Raw genomic sequence first — 18,443 nt, forward strand, 5'->3', positions numbered from 1 at the left:
CCGGATCATGCGTGCGTGGAGCCGGATCTCGCGTGCTTGCGGGCGGATGACACGCGGTGCGAGAGTTCCGCCTCCAAGCACGCGAGTTCGGTCTCCAAGCACGCATGATCGGTCTCCAATCACGCGCTGAGTGAGGGCACCGCCGCCGCGTCCGGTGCGTTGTCGGCCGACCGCGCCACCGGTGTCCGCGCTTTGTCCGGCGCCGCCAGGCTCCAGACCGCCACGACGGCCAAATTCGCCCCGAGCGACACCAGACCCGCGTTGAAACCGCCGAACGTCGCACCGGTGACGTACAGGACGATCGCGGCGAGCACCCCGGTGATCATCCCTGCGGCCACCGCGGCCGTCCGCACCCGGCGCACGAACAGGATCGCGAGCCAGCCGGGGACGACCTGGGCCAGCAGGTTGTAGGTCAGGTTCAGGATCGTGAGCATCAACGTCGACGCGACGAGGGTCAGTACCGCCGCCAGCACCAGGAAGCTCGCCACCGCGACGACCGTCCATCGTCGTTGCGCCGCGGCCGGGACGTTCGGCGCGAGGTTGCGGCAGACCATGCCGCCGATGGTGAGCGCGGTCGCGGCGAGCACCAGCACGCCGGAGAGGGCGGCGCCGGCGGCGACGAGGCCCAGCAGCCAGTCGGGCAGCAAACCCTTGGCGGTCACCATGAACACCGTGTTCGGGTTCTCCAGATCCGGATGCGCGCGCACGCCGTAATAGGCCGCCAGCACCAGGAACGGGTAGATCAGCATGTATATCGGCATCCACACGGTCGAGCTCTTCACCGCGCGTTCGGAACGGGCCGGGAACACATAGGCGCCACCGAAACCGAGGTAGAACACGATGCTCTGGAAGAGGATCGTCGTCATCGCGAAGGTCAGTTCCGAGCCGCCCATGGTGGTCTGCGCCGCGCTGAGCACCTCGGGTCCGCTGACCTTCGCGGTGCCGCCGGCGGCGATCACGACGGCCACCCCGACGAGCACGACGCCGAGCAGCATGAACAGATCCTTGAGGATCGAAACGAACGCGGGCGACCGCACGCCGGAAACGGCGATGTAGACGAACGCCACGATGCCCGCCAGCACCACACACTGCACCGGATCCAGCCGCAGCCCCAGATTGCTCAGCACCACCTGGAGCCCGATGAACTGGTACTGCCCCCACGGGACCAGCGCGATCAGCATCGTGACGCAGGTGATCAGCTCGAGCCGCCTGCTGCCGAAATGCCGTCCGAACACGTCGGGCACGGTCATCGCGTCATACCGTTTCGCCGCCCGCCACACCAGCGGGGCCAGGAAATAGCCCAGCGAGTACGCGAGCAGGATGTATCCGAGGAACCAGATCCCGTAGCTCGCGCCGTGCGCGTAGATCCCGCTCGGGAACCCGATCATCGTCCCGATGCTGTACACCTCACCGACCGCGAGGAAGTACACCAGCCAAGCCGGGAACGACCGGCCGCCGACGAGGAACTCGGAGATCCCGCCTCCGCGCGTGGACCGTCCGGCCCACACCGCGAGTCCGATCGAACCCGCCATCACCACCGCCACGATCGCGATCAGCATCAGTCGTCCTCCGGGTAGTGGGCGCGATCGAAGAAACGCCAGCTGATCCACAGGCACAGGCTGGTCAGCGGGCAGCAGCAGAACACCCAGAAGAACAGCACCGGGATGCCCAGCACCGAGGCCGTCGATCCGGAAAGCACCAGAATTCCCGCCAGCAGGGCGAACGCGGGGACGACGAGTCCTATGAGGACACTCGGCCAGCTGCGGATCATCGTCGTGCTCCCGTCGTCTCACGCTGCCAGACGACCTCGCCGCCGCTGACGGTGGCGTCCACGGTCAGCTCACGGATCTGGTCGGGGTCGACCGTGGTGGGGTCGCCGGACAGCACCGCGAGATCGGCGAGCTTCCCGATCTCCAGACTGCCCTTGATCTCCTCCTCGCCCGCCAGGTAGGCGGCGTCGATCGTGTAGCCGCGCAACGCGGCGTCGACGTCCACGGCCTGTTCGGGGCCGAGTACCTTGCCCTGCCTGGTGATCCGGCGCACCGCGCACCAGATCCCTTCAAGCGGCGGCACCGGGGTCACCGGGGTGTCCGAATGCAGTCCGAAGTGGATTCCGCGCGAGCGGGCCGAGACCAGTGGGCTGATCCGGCGCGCCCGCTCCGGGCCGAGGAAGACATCGCGATGCCGGTCTCCCCAGTAGTAGACGTGCTTGACGAAGAACGACGCGAGGACGTCGTGGGCGGCCATCCGGTCCAGCTGGTCTTCGCGCACCGTCTGGCAATGCTCGATCCGATGCCGCCTGCCGGTCCCCCGCGGCGAGCCCAGCCGCGAGTAGCCGTCGATGATCGCATCGATCGCCGCGTCCCCGTTGCCGTGCACGGCGACCTGCCAGCCCGCCGCGTCGAGCGCGGCGATCCGGCGGCCGAGGTCGGCGGGTTCGAGCAGCATCATGCCGTGCTCGTCCGGATCGCAGGTGTAGCCCTCCGCGAGGCATCCGGTTTTGCCCTGGATCGAGCCGTCCGCGACGATCTTCACCCCCGTCATCGCGAACTTGTCGTCCACGCGGCCTTCCGGCGGTTCCGGGTCGCCTTCGTCGAGGCCGGGCAGGAGACCGTCGAACAGGTAGCCGCGAACCCGGACGCGCAGTTTCCCTGCGCGCCTCAGCAGCGCGTACGCCTCCAGTTCCGCCGCACCGCCGATGAGCCCGATACCGGTGTCGTGCACGGAGGTCACGCCGTTGGCGAGGTACTCCTCGTCCGCCAGGAGCAGCGCTTCGGCCAGTTCACCGGCGCTCTGGCCGGGCAGCCGGGACGTGACGAGGAAGGCCGCCGTCTCGACGAGCACCCCGGTCGGCTCGCCACGGGCGTCGCGCACGATGAGCCCACCGGGTGGGTCGGGGGTTTCGGCGGTGATCCCGACTTCGCGCAAGGCGAGCGAGTTCGCGGTGCAGAAGTGGCCGGAAACATGGGTCAGTACCACGGGATTGCCCCCGGAGACGGGGTCGAGGTCCGCGCGCGTCGGGTGACGGCCGTCCGCGAGCAGCGTGTCGTCGTACCGGAAACCCCGGACCCACTCCCCCGGTCCGAGATCCTTGGCCGCCTGGGCGACCCGTCCGGTGATGTCGGCGATGGTGTCGTTGGGCGGGCTGCCGGCGTCGACCGGCGCGGCCAGCGTCATCCCGAAGAACGCCGGATGGTTGTGGGATTCGACGAAACCGGGGATCACCGTGCGCTCGGCCAGGTCGAGCACGGTGGTCTCCGGGCCGATCAACCGGGAGATCTCACGTTCGGAACCCAGCGCGGTGACACGTCCGCCGCTCGCGGCCAGCGCGCGGACCCGTCTCCCCGCCGGGTCCAGGGTGAGCACGGTGCCCCCGAGCGCGACGAAGTCGGCGGCACACCGGGGATCTTCTCGAACGAACTCCACCACACGGACCTCCTGGTGACGTGTCCTGGCTCACGAAGGATCCCCAGACAGTGCGGCACGTCTGGCCATGTGAACAGGTCCAGAACGCTCCGGCACGGTGGTACCAGTTCTCGTTCAGCCGCCGAGCAGATCGCGGCAGGCCTCGCCGAGCAACCGGATACCGGGGTCGATGTCGCGCAACGGCACCGCCGCGAAGCCGATCCGGAAGTGGTTCCGCGGCGGGTCGTCCCCGACGAAGAAGATGTCCCCGGGCTCGATCAGGACGCCGTCGCGCTCGGCGCGTTCCATCAGCGCCCGGCAGTCCAGTCCGGACGGCCCGGTCATCCAGAGACTGACCCCACCCGGCGGGTAAACCGTCTGCGCCCACGGCAGGTGTTCGGCGACCGCGGCGCAGGTCGCCTCCCATTTCCGCATCAGTTTCGTGCGGTACCGCCGCAGGGAACGGTGGTACTCGCCGCTGTCGATGAGCAACGCCAGCGCCCGCTGGAGGTGACCGGGCGGATGCCGAAGCACGTACCGCCGGATCTCCCGCAGCTCCTTCACCAGTTCGCGTGGCCCGACCAGGTATCCCAGCCGCAGGCCGGGTGAGAGGAATTTGGAGAAGGTGCCGAGGTAGATCGCGTCGCCGGTGCCGTCGAGCGCCTTGAGCGCGGGTGTGGGGCTGCCGTGGTACCGGAATTCGCTGTCGTAGTCGTCCTCGACGAGCACCGTGCCCGCACTCGCGGCGAGGCTGAGCAGCCGACGGCGGCGGCCGATGCTCAACGTCGCGTTCGTCGGGTGGTGGTGACTCGGGGTGAGGTAGAGCAGGTCGACGCCGTCGAGTGTCTCCGGCGGGCGCAAGCCGCTCTGGTCGACGTCGACGCCACGCAGTCCGGCGCCGGTGCGCAGGAAGATGTGCCGGGCGTCGAGGTACCCCGGGTTCTCCATCGCCACGACGCTGTCCGGCCCGAGCAGCGCGCGGCCGAGCAGGTCGAGTCCCTGCTGCGAGCCGACGGTGATCAGTACTTCTGACGGGTCGGCCTCGATCCCCCTCGCGGTGAGCAGCTGACGGCAGATCAGGTCGACCAGCATCGGGTCGTCGGAGCCGACGCTGTCCTGCAGGCTCGGGAACACGTGCGGCCGGTACAGCGCGTCGCGCAGGCAGCGGGTCCACGAGCGCGCGGGGAAGGCGGTGACGTCCACCTGACCGGCGAGGAACGGGTACGGATAGGTGTGCCAGTCCACGCGTTTCTCGATATGCGGCACCCCGGCGTCGGGATACCGGCGCACCCGCGCGCTCCAGTCGATGGCCGGGCTGGTGCCGCGCTCCTGCACCGCGCAATGCGGTCGCATCTCCGCGTTGATGAACAGCCCGCTGCGCTCCCGGCTCTCCACGAATCCTTCGGCGACCAGCTCCTGGTACGCCAGGTTGATGGTGTTGCGGGAAACGCTCAGTTCGGCGGCCAGTTCGCGCGAGCTCGGCAGCCGGTGCGCCGGGTCGAACGTGCCGATCGCGATGCCGTGCTCGATGGCGCGCCGCACCTGCCGGTAGAGCGGCTCGGCGGACGCCCGGTCGATTTCGATCAACGTTCGCGGCAACGGCACCTCCCTCTCGGCGACGGGGCCGGGATCTGAACCTAAACCCAGATCCCGGCCCGCACCACCTAGCCGAGAACCTCGTCGAGAGCGACCGAGCCGATTCCGAGCGCCTCACCGACCGGCGCGGACGTCAGCCGCCCGTCCACCGTGCTGACCCCGCCGCGCAGCTCCGGGCACCGCGCGACGGCCCCGGACAGGCCGTTGTTCGCCAGCTCGAGCGCGTACGGCAGTGTGACGTTCGTCAGCGCGTACGTCGAGGTGTGCGGAACCGCGCCGGGCATGTTGGCGACGCAGTAGAACACCGAGCCGTGCACGGCGAACGTCGGTTCCGCGTGCGTCGTCGGCCGCGTGTCCTCGAAGCAGCCGCCTTGGTCGACGGAGATGTCGACGAGCACGCTGCCCGGCTTCATGCGGGACACGAGCTCGTTCGACACCAGGCTCGGCGCCTTGGCACCGGGCACGAGCACCGCGCCGATCACCAGGTCGGCTTCGAGCACGGCCTCTTCGATCGAGTAGGCGTTGGCCGCGGCGGTGCGGATGCGGCCCTGGTACATCCGGTCGGCGGCACGGAGCTTGTCGACGTTCTTGTCGAACAAGACGACGTCGGCCCAGGTCCCGGCCGCGCCGGCGACCGCGTTCATTCCCGCGACACCGGCGCCGAGTACGACCACCCGTGCCGGGGCCACCCCGGAGACACCGCCGATGAGCACACCCCGTCCGCCGTTGGCGCGCATCAGCGTCTGTGCGCCGACCTGCGGGGCCAGCCGTCCGGCGACCTCGCTCATCGGGAACAGCAGCGGCAGCGAACCGTTCGGCAGCTGCACCGTCTCATACGCCACCGACGTCGTGCCCGCGTCCAGCAATGCCCGCGTGCACGGCTCACTCGCGGCGAGGTGGAGGTAGGTGAACAGCAGCTGATCGCGCCGCAGCCGGTGGTACTCCTCGGCGATCGGCTCCTTGACCTTGAGCACGAGCTCACCGGTCGCCCAGACGTCGTCGGCGCTGTCGAGCACCTTCGCCCCGGCCGCGGCGTAGTCCTCGTCGCGCAGGGAAGACCCTTCCCCCGCTCCGCGTTCGACGAACACCTCGTGCCCGGCCGAAGTGAACTCGTGCACGCCCGCAGGCGTCACCGCGACCCGGTACTCGTGGTTCTTGACTTCACGAGGGACACCGATCCTCATCTCACGCTCCCGTCTGTTCCAAAGGCAGTGACGCTGAGCGTGCGGCACGACTGGAACGGCCAGAAGTGCCAGAACCCGCGCGATCGACGGGTCCAGTTCGCGAGAGGCACCGGTCCGTGAAGGCCTCCTTGAGGGACTCTGGGTCCCTCAAGGAGGCCTTCACGGACCGGGCACCCGCCAGGTACGGCTGCCTGGCCATAGCGGTGGGCTATGACGTCGTCGTCAGACGACGCCTACCGCCCCGGCCGCGTCCGGTCCACAATGGACTCGTGGGAACCCTGGCCATCATCTCGCTGGCGGCGGCGGCCGGGGTCGTCGCCCAGCGCCTTTCCGGCATGGGGCTTTCCCTGCTGTGCGTACCGTTCCTGGCGCTGGCTTTGGGCCCGCTCGACGCCGTCCGGCTCACCCTGCTGCTCGGCTTCCCGGTCTACCTCGCGGTCGCGATCACCCATTGGCGGGCGATCAGGTGGGCGCAGGTCGCCTGGCTGACGGTGCCCGCGGTGGTGTTCACTCCCGTCGTCGCGCTCGTGGTGCGCGGCGTTCCCGCACGTCCCCTGCTGCTCGCCGCGGGTGGCTGCTGTGTCCTCGCCGTCGGCGTGCTGGCGAGCGGCATCACCAGCAGACGGCTGGCGGGGAGGACGGGTGCCGTCGGCGCGGGCGTGCTGAGCGCGGCGATGAACTCCGTCGCCGGGCTCTCCGGTCCCGCGGTGGCGGTGTACGGGGCGAGCGCGGGTTGGGGCGCGGACGAGACGCGCGGGACGCTGTCGATCTATTTCTTCCTGCTCGGCCTGGTCGCCCTGCCCAGTCTCGGCTGGGTGGAGCTGCCCCTGAGCGTGCTCCTGCCGGTCGCGGGCGCCGCCCTCGCCGGTGATCTGCTGGGACGAGCGCTGAGCCGCCGGGTCGGCGCACGCTCCGTCCGCTGGTCCGTCCTTCTCCTTTCGGCTGCGGGTGGCGCGCTGACGCTGGCGCATGCCGCGTGAGGAAGTGCCTGGTCTCGTGAGTGGTAAGGACGGTTAGAACCGTCCTTACCACTCACGAGACCCACGAGCACTCAGAGCAGCTTTCGCAGAGCTTCCCGCAGAGCGGCGAGGGCGGCCTCGGGCTCGTCCCAGAAGATCATGTGCCCGGCCTTCGGGATCTCGACGAACTCGGCCGACGGATTGCGCTCGGCCGCTTCGGCCGCGCCGTCGGCGGTGACGACCGGACTCGCGCCGCCGTACAGGAAGAATGTCGGAGCGGGCACCCGCGGCCAGTCGTCGAAGAAGTCCTCGGATTCGAACCCTGCGTGGGTGGCGACGATCGCGTCGCGAGAGCACGACGACAGCCAGCGGGCACGCAATTCCTGTTCCCGGCGCGGCCATCGCGGCCACGACCGGGCCACCTCGTCGGCGTCCGTTCCCCGGCGGGCTTGATCGAGTTGCCCGAGGAAGGCGTCGAGGGTGGTGGGATACGGCCCTCGTCCGGGGCCGCTCAGCGGAGGGTCGGCCAGAACCGTGCCGCGAAGCCGTCGGCCGGTGGCCGCGGCCCGTGCGGCGATCCGCGCGCCCATGGAGTGTCCGAACAGGATCGGCTCGCGCAGCCCGAGTCCGTCCACGACCGCCTCGACGTCGGCGGCATAGCTCGCCAGGTCGTAATCCGCGGCGTCATCGGACAGCCCACGGCCGCGGACGTCGAGCACGAGCGGGCGCACCAGATCGGTGAGCTCCCGTGCGACGAAGTCCATCGTGACCGCCGGGCTGGTGATCCCCGGTAGCACGATCACGGGGACACCGTCGCCGGGACCGTAGTCGAGCACGTGCAGCCGGACCGAACCCGACGTCACCCAGCGGCTGGTCGCGGGCAGTTCACCGAGGTCGGCCGAGGCGGGCTGGGTGAGCGTGCGGCGATCCGAGGTTTCCGAGAGGTACGCCAAGGCCTCGTCGAGGGCGACGACGTCCGCGTATTTCGCTTGCAGGTCGAACAAAGCGGCATCGTGCGGTCCCTGCGCGCGGTCACCGCAGGCTTCCCGGACGACGAGGGTGTCGAAGCCGGACTGGACGGCGTCGACGGCGGTGGCGCGGACGCATCCCGAAGTGGTGGCGCCGCAGACGACAACGGTATCCGTGCCCAGACTCGTGAGGAGCGCGGCCAGCGAGGTCCCGTGAAACGCCGAGGCACCCTTCTTCAGGATCAAATGGTCGCCTTCCCGCTGTTCGAGTCGCGGGTCAAGGGCGACCGCTTCGCTTCCTTCGCGGAGGGCTCGCATCCCAGGCGCTTTCCGGAGCCACGCAAGGGCGTCACCGTCCGCTTCCGCGGGTGTGTAAGCGATCGCGGTGTAGATCACCGGCACGTCCCGCCGCCGGGCCTCGGCGACGAGTGCGGCGGCCGCGGTCACCTCGGCGGTGAGATCGGCTCCGGACGGGAAGCCGGATTCGGTGAACCCCCGGGTCAGGTCGACCACGACAAGAGCCGGGCGCGATCCGCGGGGCACGCTCGCACCGAAACCGGCTCGCTCGTACACACTGTCGACATCGGTCCGGCGTTCATCGACGGGCACGCTGCAACTCCTTGATCAGTTTGTCCTGAGTGCGGATCCGGCCCAGCAGCCAGCCCTGGAACAGCCCGAGCGCCGCGGCGGCCGCGATCGCGCCGTAGCGTTTGACGCCCTCGGGAAGCACCATGGCGAGACCATCGACGGCCTCCGGAACCGGTGCCGCTGCGGGAACCCGGCTCGTAGCCGCGACAGGCCCCGCCCGCAACTGGTCCGCGAGGTTGCGGGCGAACTGGTCGAGCAGCCGGGTGGAGACGGCACCGATCGCGCCCTTGCCGAATTGGGCGAGCTTGCCGCGGATCGACAGGTCGGTACGCAATTCGATGGTGGCGCCGCCGGGTGCCTCGCGCACGGTCAGGGTGACGTCGGCCTCGGCGTCGCCGTTCCCGTGGGCGTCCGCTCCCCTGGCCACCAGCCGCAGACTGCGGTCGGCGGCGGTGACGTCGGTGAACCGCACCGTGCCCGAGTAGGCGGCGGTGATCGGGCCGACCTTGACCTTGACACGGCCGAGATAGGCGTCGTCCTGCCGCCCGTCGAGGGTCGCGCCCGGCAGGCAACCGGCCACCCGCTCGACGTCGTTGATCAAGGCGAAGACCGCGTCGGGTCCGGCCGGTACGGACAGTTGGTTTTCCAGGATCACGCTGTCGCCTCCTTCTCAGCGGCGTGGCACCGGCGGGTCGCGGTGGCTTCGATCGCGTCCACGATCGTCTGATAACCGGTGCAGCGGCACAGGTTCGCCGAGACGGCCTCGCGGATCTCCTCACGGCCCGCGTCCGGTCGCTGGGCGAGGAATCCTTCGGCCAGCATGAGGAATCCGGGGGTGCAGAAACCGCACTGCAGGCCGTGGTGCTCACTGAAAGACCGCTGCAGGTCGGAAAGTTCACCGTCACGCCCCAGCGACTCGACCGTGCGGATCTCGGCCGTCTCCGCCTGGACGGCGAACATCAGGCACGCTCGCACCGGTTCGCCGTCGACGAGAACGGTGCAGGCACCGCACACCCCGTGCTCGCAGCCGACGTGGGTGCCGGTGAGCCCGAGGTCGTGGCGCAAGACGTCGAGCAGGGTCTTGCGCGCCTCGACGAGGGCCTCGTGCGCCTCGCCGTTGACGTTCAGGACGATCAGGTGCCGGTCGGTCATGATGGGATGCTCATTTCCTTGTGGACCCCCGCGTCGAGCGCGGCGAGCACGGTCTGCGGATGGACCGGGGTCGCGTCGAGTTCGACCCCCGTATGGCGCAGCGCGTCGTTGATCGCGTTCAGCACCGCGGCGGGCGCGCCGATGGTGCCGCCCTCCCCCGCGCCCTTCGCACCGTTTTCCGTGAACGCGCAAGGGGTTTCGAGATGGGAGACGGTGATGTCGGGGATTTCCGTCGCGGTCGGCACGAGGTAGTCGATGAAGCTGGCGGCCGACGGTTCCCCGTTGCCGGCGTAGGTGACCTCCTCGAACAACGCGCCGGCGATGCCCTGTGCGATCCCGCCGCGGCACTGGCCGTCGACGACCTGCGGATGGATCACCACCCCGCAGTCCTCCACGCACGCGTAGCGGAGGATCCTGATCTGGCCGGTGCCCGGATCGGCTTCGACGACCACCGCGTGCGTGGCGTTGGAGAAGGTGCCGTCGCCGGGCACGTCGAAGCTCGCCGTGGCCGTCAGCGTCGGTTCGACGTCCTTGGGCAGCAGGTGACTGCGCAGGTAGGCCACATCGGCGATCTCCTCGAACGACGCGCGCCGGGTGGGATCGTCGACCTGGACGACGCCGCCCTCGCCGTCGAGGCGGACGTTGTCGGAGCCGGTTTCGAGCAGGTGCGCGGCGATCGTGCACAGGAGTTCGCCGAGCTTCCCGGCCGCGAGGGACACCGCCGAGCCACCGATCGTCACCGAGCGGGAAGCGAAAGTCCCCCATCCGTAGGCGATGCGCTCGGTGTCGCCCTGGCGGAGCTTGACCTGGTCGAGGTGCAGGCCCAGCCGGTCGGCCACGATCTGCGCCAGCGTCGTCTCGTGGGACTGGCCGTGGTTCATGGTGCCGCTGGTGACCACGACGGAGCCGGTGGTGTCCATCCGGATCTCGGAGATGTCGAAGCCGGGGACCACGGCCATCTTCCGTTTGGCGAAGGCTCCCGAGCCGTATCCGGTCCGCTCGGAGAAGCAGCAGTAGCCGATGCCGATGTGCCTGCCCTCGGCGGTGGCACGGTCCCGGATCTCGTACCACCCCTCGTCACGGATCGTCGCCTCGGCGAGTTCGAGCGATTCGCGGTAGGTGCCGGGGTCGTAGGTGATGGCGTTGACGCCGGTGTACGGGAACTGCGTGATCACGTTGCGCCGCCGGATCTCGACCGGATCGAGGCCGAGTTCCCGGGCGGCGCGTTCCATGACCCGTTCGATCGCCATCACGTACTGGGGACGGCTGACCCCGCGGTAGGGCGCCGTCGGAGCCTTGTTGCTCGCGATGGCGCGGGCACGGACGCGGTACTCGGGCACCTGGTACACGCTCGGCATCTCGGCCGACGCCATCAGCGGCTCGATCCCCGCCGTGAACGGGTAACAGGAGTAGGCGCCCATGTCGCAGACGACGTCGACGTCCAGCGCGGTGATCCGCCCGTCCTCGTCGAACGCCGCCAGCGTGCGATACCGCTGTTCCCTGGCAAGGAATCCCGCGGTGAGCGCCTCACGGCGGTCTTCGATCCATTTCACCGGCCGGTTCAGCCGCTGTGCCGCCGCCGCGACCGCGATCTCCTCGCGGCCGACGACGCACTTCTGGCCGAAACCCCCGCCCATGTCCGGGACGGTGACCCGCACGGTGCGCTCGGGGACCCGCAGCGAACGGGCCATCGCGGTACGCACCTGATGCGGCACCTGGGTGCACATCCGCACGAGCAACTGGTCGTCGCGGTCGTCCCAGGACGCGACCACTCCCCGCGTTTCGAGCGGGAGCGCGTTCTGCCGTCCGCTCTTCGTGACGACCTCGACCACCCGGCCGCCGCCCGCACGGGCCGCCTCGAACGCCGCGTCGACACCGGGTGTGTCGAACATCGACACGTCGACCAGCACGTTGCCCGGCGCCTCGTCGTGCACGAGCGGCGCGCCTTCGGCGAACGCCGACTCTTCCGACACGACCGCCCCGAGCGGCTCGTAGTCCACCACCGCGGCCTCGACACCGTCCTCGGCGCTGTACGGATCGCGGGCGACGACCAGCGCCACCGGTTCGCCGGTGAACCGCACCTTTTCCCTGGCCAGGATCGGCATCGCGGTCGGCGAGAACTCCTCGGGCGGGCGGTCGAGCAAGGCGACGATGTCCCCGAGTCCCAGGTCTTCCGCCGTATACGCGGCGACGACCCCATCGACCGCCAGAGTGGCCGACAGGTCGATCCCGGCGAGCTTGCCGTGCGCGACCGTCGAGCGGACGAAGGCCGCGTGCAGCATGCCGGGCAGCTGGATATCGTCGACGAACCGGCCCCTGCCGGTGAGCAGGCGAGGATCCTCACGCCGGGGCACCGACGCCCCGACCCAGCGGCCGTGGCGCCCGTCGAACCGTGCGGTCATCGCGTTTCTCCTTTCTCCCAGGCCTCGTGCAGCGCCTGGGTGACGAGCGTTCGCGCCAGCCGTCGGCGGTAGGCCGCGCTGCCTGCCGCGTCGTCGGGCGGATCGATGGCCGCCGCCGCGGCTGCCCCGCACGCGGCGAACAGCTCCGGGCCGGGGACACCGCCGTCGAGCACCGCCTCGGCTTCGGGAACCCGCACGGGCGCCGGGGCCACGCCGCCGAGTACGACCCGGCCCCCGGTCAGCCGGCCGTGCTCGCCGTCGAGGCTCACGGCGGCGTCGACGATCGCGAAATCGCCGTGGCGACGGGCGAACTCGGTCAACGCGGCCCGGGGCGACGGCCTGGTGAAACGAACCGCCGTCACGACCTCGTCCGGTTCGACGGCCGTGGTGTAGAAGCCGCGGAACATCTCCGCGGCCGGGATCTCCCTGGGACCGCGCGGGCCTTCGGCGACGATCACCGCGTCGAGCAGCAGGGCGAGCAGGCACCATTCCGCGGTCGCGTCACCGTGGACGATGCTGCCCGCCACCGTTCCGCGGGAGCGGATCGGCAGGTGCCCCACCCACCGCATCGCGCGGGAGAGCACGTCGAAGTCCGGCCCCAGCTCGGAGACCTCCACCGTCCGATGCGTGACCATCGCGCCGATCGTGAGGCTAAAACCGTTACGCCGGAAGGAGTTCAACGCAGGGTCCCGGCGCAACGGTCCCAGATCCACCAAGGCCGTCGGGCGGGCGAGCCGGAAGTTCATCATCGGCATCAGGCTCTGGCCGCCGGCGATGAGTTTCGGGTCCTCGCCCGCCGCGGTGAGGTCGCCGAGCAGGCCGACGGCGTCGGTGACGTCGTGAGCCCGGTGGTACCGGAACGCGGCGGGCTTCACAGAGCCGTCCTGGTCTCGGCGGGTGCCTCGGCCGGGTCGACGATCCGGTCGAGTTCGCGGCCGCGGGTCTCCGGCGCGCCCGTCATCATGAACACGACCGCGGCCACCACGAGCACACCCAGCACGGTGAAGGTGAGCGGCAGCCCGAGCACCGGCCACAGCACGCTTCCGAACAGCAGCGGCGCGAAGCCGGTGATCGCCCGGCTCGACGACGACGCCCAGCCGAATCCCGAAGCGCGGAGTTCCGTCGGGTAGAGCTCGGAGACATAGGCGTACATCACCGGGATGACCACCAGCGCGAACAGGCCGAACGCGCCGATCGCCACGACCGCCGCGGCAGGCGATTCGAGCAGCAGGGAGAACACCACGAGCGACAACGCGGTGAGCGGACCGGCGACCATGATGATCCGCTTGCGGCCGACCTTGTCGACCAGGAGCACGGCCACCGCGACACCGACGATGCCGGTCGCGTTCATGAGCGCGGTCGAGGCGAAGGCGGCGATCTCGCCGAATCCCTGCGCCCGCAGGATGGACGGCATCCAGCTGAGCGCGGCGTAGTAGACCAGCATGACGCTGATGAACAGTGACCACGCCACCGCCGTGATCCTCGGGTTGAACGCCCACACCCGGCGCAGCTGATCGAACGCGGCCGCGACCGCGCCGCCGCGGGTGTCCTCGACCACCGCTGGCGGGACCGAGTACGGCTCCGGTGTCGCTCCCGTGCGGCGCACGAGGTCGTCGATCACGGCCCGCGCCTCCGCCTCACGGCCCTTGCGCACCAGGTACAGCGGTGATTCCGGGACGCCACGCCGCACCCAGAACAGCAACAGCGCGGGCAGGATCATCAAGACCAGCATCCAGCGCCAGTTCCCCTGGACCGGGAGCAGCAGCGTCGCGGTGACGGCGGCCAGCGTGGTCCCGATCGGCCACCAGCCGTCCATCGCGGACAGGACCCGGCCGCGATGGCGGCGCGGGGAGAACTCGCTGACGATCGCGTAATCGACCGGGATGCAGCCGCCGAGTCCGATACCCGCCAGGAACCGCAGGGCCAGGAACGTCTCCACGTTCGGCGCGAGCGCGCCCAGCACGGAGAACAGCGCGAACAGCAGCAGCGTGACACTGAACGCCCGCTTCCGGCCGATCCGGTCCGCGACCGTGCCCCAGGCGACCGCGCCCACCGCCATACCGATCAGGTTCGCGGTCGCCACCAGCCCTTTCGCGCCGGCCGACAACCCGAATTCCGCCCCGACCAGCGGGGTGAGGAACCCGTTCAACGCGACGTCCCAGGCGTCGAACATGTAGCCCAGCCCGCCGATGAGGAAGATCTTTCCCTGCACACTCCAACGCCAGGGCAAATCCTGGACGATCTGATCACCAGTACGCATGAACCGCTCCGTTGCGATTTGCCGACCAGCGCGCCTCAGCGGGCGAACTGGTAGTGGATGGACTCGGTGTCGGGGTCGGTGAGCGGGCTGCCGTTCCACAGCCAGTCGTAGGAAACGTCCGATTCGCCGTCGAACCGGCGCAGCTTCTCGTCGCGCTCGCGCTGCTCGGGACCATCGGGCAGGTGGTAGAAGTCCATGTTCTGCAGCGAGGCGTCCTGGACCATTCCCGCGTGCTTGGCGCGCCGGTCGACGTAGCGGACCAGGGCGGCGTCGATCCCGTCGCGGGTGACGCGCCCCAATTCCTCGGCCAGCACCGCGGCGTCTTCCATCGCCTGGGACGCGCCTTGTGCCTGGTAGGGCAGCATCGCGTGGCACGCGTCGCCGAGCAGGGCGACCCGGCCGTCGACCCAGACCGGATCGCGGCGACGGCGGTACATCGCCCACACCGAGACGTCCTCGTCCTTCGCCTTGGCCAGCATCGTCGGGACCCGATCGTCCCAGTCGTGGTACTCCGCGGCGAGTTCGGCGGCGGTGGCCGGGCCGCTCCAGTCCTTGGCCACCGTTTCGGTGCACGGCACGATCGCGACCACGTTGAGGTACTCCCCGCCGCGGATCATGTAGTGCACCAGGTGTTTGTTGGGGCCGTACCAGATCGTGGAGTGGTACCGGTCGGCCAGGAAGCGGGTGGCGGGGTCCTGCGCGATCAGGTCTCCGGAGATCAGGGCCCGGTAAGCCATCTCGCCGGAGAACGCGAGGGTGTCGTCGAATCCGGCGAGATCGCGCACCGCCGACCGGATGCCGTCCGCTCCGATCACGACGTCGCCGGTGAACCGGCGCCCGTCGGCGGTGATCACGGCGGGCCGGTCCGGCAGCGTCCGGTCGAGTTCGACCACCCGCGCGCCGGTCGCCACCCGCACCACCGGACCGGTTCCCTCCGGATCCTGGCAGGCGTCGAGCAGGACTCCGTGCAGGTCGGCACGGTGGTAGTGCCAGTAGGGCGCGCCGTACTGGTCGGTCACCCGCCTGCCCAGCGCCAGCTGGGCGATGATGCTCCCGTCCGCCCAGCGACGGCGTACCTGATCCTGCGGCTCCGTCCGCACCCGCTCGAGCCGGGCGCGCAGGCCCAGTCCGATGAGGATCCGGCTGGCGTTCGGCGCGGTCTGGATCCCCGCGCCGATCTCGCCGAGCTCCGGGGCGGCTTCGACGACGGTGACGCGCAAACCCCGCTGCCGCAGGGACAACGCCGCGCAGAGCCCACCAAGGCCGCCGCCGACGACAACGACCTCAAACGACTGACTCGCGGCCATGCCCGCCTCCCGTCTTCGTCACTGCTTTCGCGCCACTGAGCAAGCTGCCCGCGCCGGGCACCCGGGGCTCGACCCCGAGTTCCGAGAGGATCCGGAACGTCGTGGCCGTCGCCGCCGACAGGACCGGGATCCCGATCTCGTCCTCCACCGCCTGGATCGCGGGCAGCGAAGGCATCTGGACACAGGCGGAAAGCACCAGCGCGTCCACATCGGACAGATCGAGCCTGCGATGGTGCTCCCGCAATCCGGCCGGATCCAGCCGGGCGACGGCGAGGTTGTCCGGCACTTCGAGGGAAAGCGCGTCGGCGACCTCGAACCCGGCGTCCTCGATGTAGTCCGCCACCGCCTTGGTCAACGGCTTCATATACGGCGTGATGATCGCGACCTTGCGGGCGCCGAGTACGCCAAGACCGGACAGCAGCGCACCGGCACTGGAGACGACCGGCGACTCGCAACCCTCTTCGCGCAGCACGCGCGTGATGTCGTCCTCGGCGGTGCAGTGGTAACCGGGTCCCTGGGCCATGATCGCCACCAGGCACGCGGTGGCGACCACGTCCGGCCTTGCGTCGGCGAGTTCGGCCGCCGCCCGGCCGGCCTGGGCGTTCATCGCCCGCAGCTGTTCGGGTTCGACGTGCCGCATCCGGGCCCGCGCGGAATGGAAGACGAACCGGTCCCCCGGCTCGGCCTCCTCTCTGGCGCGCAGCATCCGCGGGAGCTCGGTCTCCATGGTGAGGTTCGAACTGGGGACGATCATCCCGATGTGGTGGTCGCGGACGGCGGCGCTCATCGGCGGCCCGCCGGACGCATCTCGGCCACGGTCAGCTCACCGTTGTCGACGATCAGTTCGTCGTCCAGGTAAAGGGAATTGCCGCGCATCGGGATGTCGAAGTGGCAAGGCGTGTCGTTCGGGCCGCCGAGCTCGTTGTTGGGGCCGATGGAGAACATGACGTTGCCGTAGAAACTCCGCAGTTCCATGCCCATCCCGCCGGGGAACTGGGTCAGGCCGTGCCAGTGCGCGCGCTCGTCGAGCCCCCAGCCCACGTGGCTCATGCCGTAGCCGCGGGGATCGTCGAAGCTTTCGATGTACGAGCGCAGCAGATCCGCGTCCAGCCCGGACGACCCGGCGCCGCCGCGGATGTCCCGGATGAAGCCCTGCTCGATGGTGATCTCCACCGGGGTCTGCACGTAGGTGTTGAACGGCAGCAGCACGTCCCCTGGCGAAAGCACGATCTTCCCGTCGACACCGTCGTCGGCACCGCCGGTGAACACGAACGCCGCCGGCCAATGGTCCCAACGGCCGGGGGTGTCGGTGTAGCCGTACTCGGACAGCGTCGGGTACACGCCGAGCTGATAGGTGACATCGGTGCCCGCCGGGCTGGTGATCCGCATCGTGCCCGCCTTGGCCAAGAGCTCCGCGCCGATCTCCACCCGCTCGCGCAGTTCCTTCGTCGGCATGAGCCGGGCCAGCAGCTCGGGCGGTTCGACGGCGGTGAGGATCCGGGTGCCCGCGTCCTGGATGGCGAACTGTTCCTTGCTGAACAACAGGAACGTGCAGTCGACCACCATGTCCACGCTCTTGAGCGCCTCGACCGCCAACGGGATGTTCCCGAGCCCCGAATCGCCCACCGCCCACGCCCCCGCGGCGCTGACCGGCGACGGCAGCCGCATGTGGTAGGCCGAGGCGCCCAGCTGCTGGGCGGCCCACAGGAAAGCGTCGGCGTACTCCGTCCGCTCCCCGCCGCGGGTCAGCACCACCACGGTCTCGCCCTCGTGCACTCCCGAGAACGTCAACTGGCGCAAGCAGATGTCGTTGAACAGGTTCCGGTCCATCGTCGACCACCTCCACATTAATCCGAGCACGTACTATCCGGGTACGCAAGACTTGGCTCCGGATCCGCCATCTCGCCACTCCTGCCGGGGTCTTCATCCGAACACGTACTATCCGGATACGCAAGAGGCCGCGGAAGACAGATCTCGGCGGCCTGCCCGTGAGCGACCGTCCGGACACGTAGGATCACCCCGGGCGCCCGGGCAGCGGGTGGAGCCGACGAGGAGAAGCGATGGGTGAATCGGCGCGTATGGGCCGGCGCGGGGACGACACGCCGGCCGTCACCCCCGCGCCACCCTCCGACCTGCTGGCGGCCCCCGGCTACGGCGCCCGCCGGTTGTACCAGGCCTACCTCGCCGCGTGGAACCGTCATGTGGATCCGGTCCTGACCGGTCCGCAGTTCGCGGTCCTGTCCGCGGTCCGCGCCTACCCCGGGAGCGACCAGAGTTCACTGGCCGGCGCGGTGGCTCTCGACACCTCGACGATGGCCGATCTGTGCCGCAGGCTCGAGCGACGGGGGCTCATCCGGCGCGTCGAATCCCCGCGCGACGCGCGGCGCAAGCTGCTTTCGCTCACCGACGAGGGCAAGTCGGTCCTGAGCCAGGTGAACCGCCGCGCCCGCAGGCTGGACAAGGCACTCCTCGACGGCGACGACATCGACGGCGACATCGACATGGCGGCGCTGCTCAACGCGCTCGGCGCCCGCTGGGAGCGGATCGCCGAGGTCGACAAGCTGCGCTGAGGCCGACACGCGGGGCTCCGGCGCCACAACGGTTGACCTTGACACCGTGACA

General features: G+C 69.9%; 16 protein-coding genes. 2 read left to right on the forward strand and 14 right to left on the reverse strand.

The features are described 5' to 3' along the window. Nucleotides 1-119: 119 nt before the first annotated feature. From H074_RS26425 to ald, 5 genes are all read right to left on the reverse strand, one after another. Nucleotides 120-1,559 carry a sodium:solute symporter family protein gene (locus H074_RS26425; RefSeq protein WP_007033136.1) on the reverse strand — a complete coding sequence of 480 codons (1,440 nt, stop codon included), beginning with the start codon at nt 1,557-1,559 and terminating at the stop codon, nt 120-122. Then, the gene (locus H074_RS26430; RefSeq protein WP_007033137.1) at nt 1,559-1,771 is read right to left on the reverse strand and encodes a DUF3311 domain-containing protein; all 213 of its coding nucleotides are present in this window, start codon (nt 1,769-1,771) and stop codon (nt 1,559-1,561) included. The genes H074_RS26425 and H074_RS26430 overlap by 1 nt, the downstream gene beginning before the upstream one ends. Beyond that, entirely contained in the window at nt 1,768-3,429 is a 1,662-nt protein-coding gene (locus tag H074_RS26435) for an amidohydrolase (protein WP_007033138.1), read from the reverse strand. Before H074_RS26435 ends, H074_RS26430 begins: the two co-directional genes overlap by 4 nt. A 111-nt stretch (nt 3,430-3,540) precedes the next feature. Then, on the reverse strand, nt 3,541-5,004 hold the full coding sequence (gene pdxR, locus H074_RS26440; protein WP_039923498.1) for a MocR-like pyridoxine biosynthesis transcription factor PdxR: 1,464 nt from the start codon (nt 5,002-5,004) through the stop codon (nt 3,541-3,543). A gap of 65 nt (nt 5,005-5,069) precedes the next feature. Further along, nucleotides 5,070-6,185 carry an alanine dehydrogenase gene (gene ald / locus H074_RS26445; protein WP_007033140.1) on the reverse strand — a complete coding sequence of 372 codons (1,116 nt, stop codon included), beginning with the start codon at nt 6,183-6,185 and terminating at the stop codon, nt 5,070-5,072. Nucleotides 6,186-6,454: 269 nt separating this feature from the next. Here ald and H074_RS26450 point away from each other — a divergent pair, with 269 nt between their 5' ends. Further along, on the forward strand, nt 6,455-7,165 hold the full coding sequence (locus tag H074_RS26450) for a sulfite exporter TauE/SafE family protein (RefSeq protein ID WP_007033141.1): 711 nt from the start codon (nt 6,455-6,457) through the stop codon (nt 7,163-7,165). A gap of 71 nt (nt 7,166-7,236) precedes the next feature. Here H074_RS26450 and H074_RS42185 read toward each other — a convergent pair whose 3' ends face one another. From H074_RS42185 to H074_RS26495, 9 genes are read right to left on the reverse strand one after another with little or no spacing between them, the layout of a single operon-like run. Next, entirely contained in the window at nt 7,237-8,721 is a 1,485-nt protein-coding gene (locus H074_RS42185; protein WP_007033142.1) for an isochorismatase family protein, read from the reverse strand. Then, on the reverse strand, nt 8,708-9,355 hold the full coding sequence (locus tag H074_RS26460; RefSeq protein WP_007033143.1) for an SRPBCC family protein: 648 nt from the start codon (nt 9,353-9,355) through the stop codon (nt 8,708-8,710). The genes H074_RS42185 and H074_RS26460 overlap by 14 nt, the downstream gene beginning before the upstream one ends. Next, a complete protein-coding gene (locus tag H074_RS26465; RefSeq protein WP_007033144.1) occupies nt 9,352-9,852 on the reverse strand; it encodes a (2Fe-2S)-binding protein in 501 nt (166 codons plus the stop codon). Before H074_RS26465 ends, H074_RS26460 begins: the two co-directional genes overlap by 4 nt. Continuing rightward, on the reverse strand, nt 9,849-12,254 hold the full coding sequence (locus H074_RS26470) for a xanthine dehydrogenase family protein molybdopterin-binding subunit (protein ID WP_007033145.1): 2,406 nt from the start codon (nt 12,252-12,254) through the stop codon (nt 9,849-9,851). The genes H074_RS26465 and H074_RS26470 overlap by 4 nt, the downstream gene beginning before the upstream one ends. Beyond that, nucleotides 12,251-13,129 carry an FAD binding domain-containing protein gene (locus H074_RS26475; protein WP_007033146.1) on the reverse strand — a complete coding sequence of 293 codons (879 nt, stop codon included), beginning with the start codon at nt 13,127-13,129 and terminating at the stop codon, nt 12,251-12,253. Before H074_RS26475 ends, H074_RS26470 begins: the two co-directional genes overlap by 4 nt. Continuing rightward, nucleotides 13,126-14,514 (reverse strand): MFS transporter, encoded by a 1,389-nt coding sequence (locus H074_RS26480; RefSeq protein WP_039923435.1) that lies wholly within the window; start codon nt 14,512-14,514, stop codon nt 13,126-13,128. The genes H074_RS26475 and H074_RS26480 overlap by 4 nt, the downstream gene beginning before the upstream one ends. A 35-nt stretch (nt 14,515-14,549) precedes the next feature. Continuing rightward, on the reverse strand, nt 14,550-15,821 hold the full coding sequence (locus tag H074_RS26485) for an FAD-dependent oxidoreductase (RefSeq protein ID WP_007033148.1): 1,272 nt from the start codon (nt 15,819-15,821) through the stop codon (nt 14,550-14,552). Further along, nucleotides 15,799-16,608: a maleate cis-trans isomerase family protein gene (locus H074_RS26490; protein ID WP_007033149.1), complete on the reverse strand. Its 810-nt coding sequence runs from the start codon at nt 16,606-16,608 to the stop codon at nt 15,799-15,801. Before H074_RS26490 ends, H074_RS26485 begins: the two co-directional genes overlap by 23 nt. Continuing rightward, entirely contained in the window at nt 16,605-17,651 is a 1,047-nt protein-coding gene (locus tag H074_RS26495; protein WP_007033150.1) for a 2,5-dihydroxypyridine 5,6-dioxygenase NicX family protein, read from the reverse strand. The genes H074_RS26490 and H074_RS26495 overlap by 4 nt, the downstream gene beginning before the upstream one ends. Before the next feature lie 230 nt (nt 17,652-17,881). On the opposite strand from H074_RS26495, the gene H074_RS26500 reads away from it, so the two are divergent. Further along, a complete protein-coding gene (locus H074_RS26500; protein ID WP_007033151.1) occupies nt 17,882-18,391 on the forward strand; it encodes a MarR family winged helix-turn-helix transcriptional regulator in 510 nt (169 codons plus the stop codon). The last annotated feature ends 52 nt before the right edge of the window (nt 18,392-18,443 follow it).

Source organism: Amycolatopsis decaplanina DSM 44594 (assembly GCF_000342005.1).
In the GTDB taxonomy this organism is placed as follows: domain Bacteria; phylum Actinomycetota; class Actinomycetes; order Mycobacteriales; family Pseudonocardiaceae; genus Amycolatopsis; species Amycolatopsis decaplanina.